Here is a 1,815-nt window from a genome sequence, read left to right as displayed (position 1 = left end):
ATCCGGCTGGCGGGGTCCCGTCTGGGGTTCGAGACCCGCAAGCCCTACCCGGCCCAAGCCCGCGCCCAGCTCCTCGAGCGCGCCGGCGCCCTGTTCTCCGCGGCCTGACCCTGGCATGACCGATCCCCGCGACACCCTCGGATTCGTCCGCAACCGCCTCGACCGCCACTCGTCCGAGCAGCCCGAGGAGGCGGTGCCCGCCTTCGACGCGCCGGACGCGCGCCTCGTCCTGATCTGCGGCGACCGGATCGTGCTGCGCGGATCGACCGCGCTGATCGCCCCCGCGGAGGCCGCGGGCCTCGACGGCGGGACGCGCATCTTCCTCGGGCACCGGGACGGGCAGCCCGTCTTCGCCGCCGCAGCCCCCGCCGAGGCGGCCGAGCGGTTCGCCGAGGCGCCGGTCCGCACCCTCGACCTGCGGTCGATCGCCACCGAATCCGCCGTGGAGGCCGAGGAGCTCGGCCTGCTGGCCGTGGCCAAGTCGATGCTCGACTGGCACGCCCGCCACGGCTTCTGCGCCAAGTGCGGCACCGCCACCGTGGCGAAGGCCGGCGGCTTCCGGCGCGAATGCCCGGGTTGCGACGCCCACCACTTCCCTCGGGTCGATCCGGTGGTGATCATGCTGGTGCGCCGGGGCGACACCTGCCTGCTCGGCCGGGGACCGCATTTCAAGCCGGGCATGTTCTCGTGCCTCGCGGGCTTCCTGGAGCCCGGCGAGACGATCGAGGACGCGGTCCGCCGCGAGGTGTTCGAGGAGACGCGGATCCGCGTCGGCGCCGTCACCTACCGGACGTCGCAGCCCTGGCCGTTCCCGTCCTCGCTGATGCTCGGCTGCGCCGCCGAGGCCCTCGACGCGGCCATCGTGACCGATCCGAACGAGCTGGAGGATGCCCGCTGGTTCGACCGGGACGCGGTCGCGGCGATGCTCGACGGGACGCATCCCGAGGGGATCCAGGCCCCGCCGCCCATGGCGATCGCGCACTACCTGATGCGCGCGTTCGTGGCGGGCGAGACCTGAGCCCCCCGCCCGTTTCTAGCCGGGCTTGCCGGCGTCCCGGCTCGGATCGTCGGCGGGGTTGATGTAGTTCAGCCCGAACGGCCCGGAGCCGTTGACCTGCAGTTCGACCGGCTCGTCGGTGGTCCAGAGCGAATGCGGCATGTCCTCCGGCAGGTAGACGAAGCCGCCGGCCTTCAGCACCGAACCCTTGGTCTTGTCCAGGGTCCGCCCGTGCGCGTGATGGATCGAGCCTGAGAGGATCGTCAGCGTCTCGGGCTTGGAATGGGTGTGCGGCGCGATCACCGTATTGGCCGGTACCTTCACCCGCAGCACGAAGGCGCCGGGCTTCGACGGATCGCCCGCGATCCGGCTGATCTGGGTCCCTCTGGGCAGGTTGGGCGGGCCGGGCTCGTAGGTGGCGGAGGCGCCATCCGGAACCACCACCAGCCCGGCGTGGTCGGCCGCCGAAGCCGACCCGAAACCGCCGAGCATCGCCAGCGCCGCCGCGGCGCAGATCCATGACCGTGTCATTCCACCCTCCGTTTCTGCCCAAGGCCTGGGCCCACGGGCAGTTCTGGGTCCGGGTGGGCCGTTACCCAGGCAGGGCAACCGTTTCAGATCGTCGCAAGCCGCGCGGGGCACGCGGGATCCGTGCGGTCAGACGACCATCCTGCTCTGCGCCCCGTCTTCCGTCACGGCGCTCCGCATGTCCGAGAAGGCCGTACCGACCATCAGCAGCGCCGGCCCTTCGAGCCCCGCCGCCTCCCACCTGTCGGCGAAGTCGGCGGCCGTGCCCCGCAGGGCCTGCTGGTTCGGGC

Annotated in this window: 2 protein-coding genes; one reads left to right on the top strand and one right to left on the bottom strand. The window is 72.4% G+C overall.

The window, feature by feature from the left end; all coding sequences use genetic code 11:
* The first annotated feature begins 115 nt into the window (after positions 1–115).
* The gene (gene nudC / locus I53_RS14205) at positions 116–1,018 is read left to right on the top strand and encodes an NAD(+) diphosphatase (protein WP_043351766.1); all 903 of its coding nucleotides are present in this window, start codon (positions 116–118) and stop codon (positions 1,016–1,018) included.
* A gap of 15 nt (positions 1,019–1,033) precedes the next feature.
* Here the strand turns inward: nudC and I53_RS14200 are convergent, their stop codons facing one another.
* On the bottom strand, positions 1,034–1,528 hold the full coding sequence (locus I53_RS14200) for a cupin domain-containing protein (RefSeq protein ID WP_043351765.1): 495 nt from the start codon (positions 1,526–1,528) through the stop codon (positions 1,034–1,036).
* Positions 1,529–1,815 lie beyond the last annotated feature (287 nt).

The organism is Methylobacterium sp. B1 (assembly GCF_000333255.1).
Taxonomy (GTDB): domain Bacteria; phylum Pseudomonadota; class Alphaproteobacteria; order Rhizobiales; family Beijerinckiaceae; genus Methylobacterium; species Methylobacterium fujisawaense.
Note: the sequence above shows the minus strand (reverse complement) of the source record. Positions and strands in the feature narration are given on the sequence as shown.

Bases quoted from the DNA above. Each gene is read 5' to 3' on its own strand.
- nudC (WP_043351766.1), top strand. From the start codon at position 116: ATGACCGATCCCCGCGACACCCTCGGATTCGTCCGCAACCGCCTCGAC.
- I53_RS14200 (WP_043351765.1), bottom strand. From the start codon at position 1,528: ATGACACGGTCATGGATCTGCGCCGCGGCGGCGCTGGCGATGCTCGGC.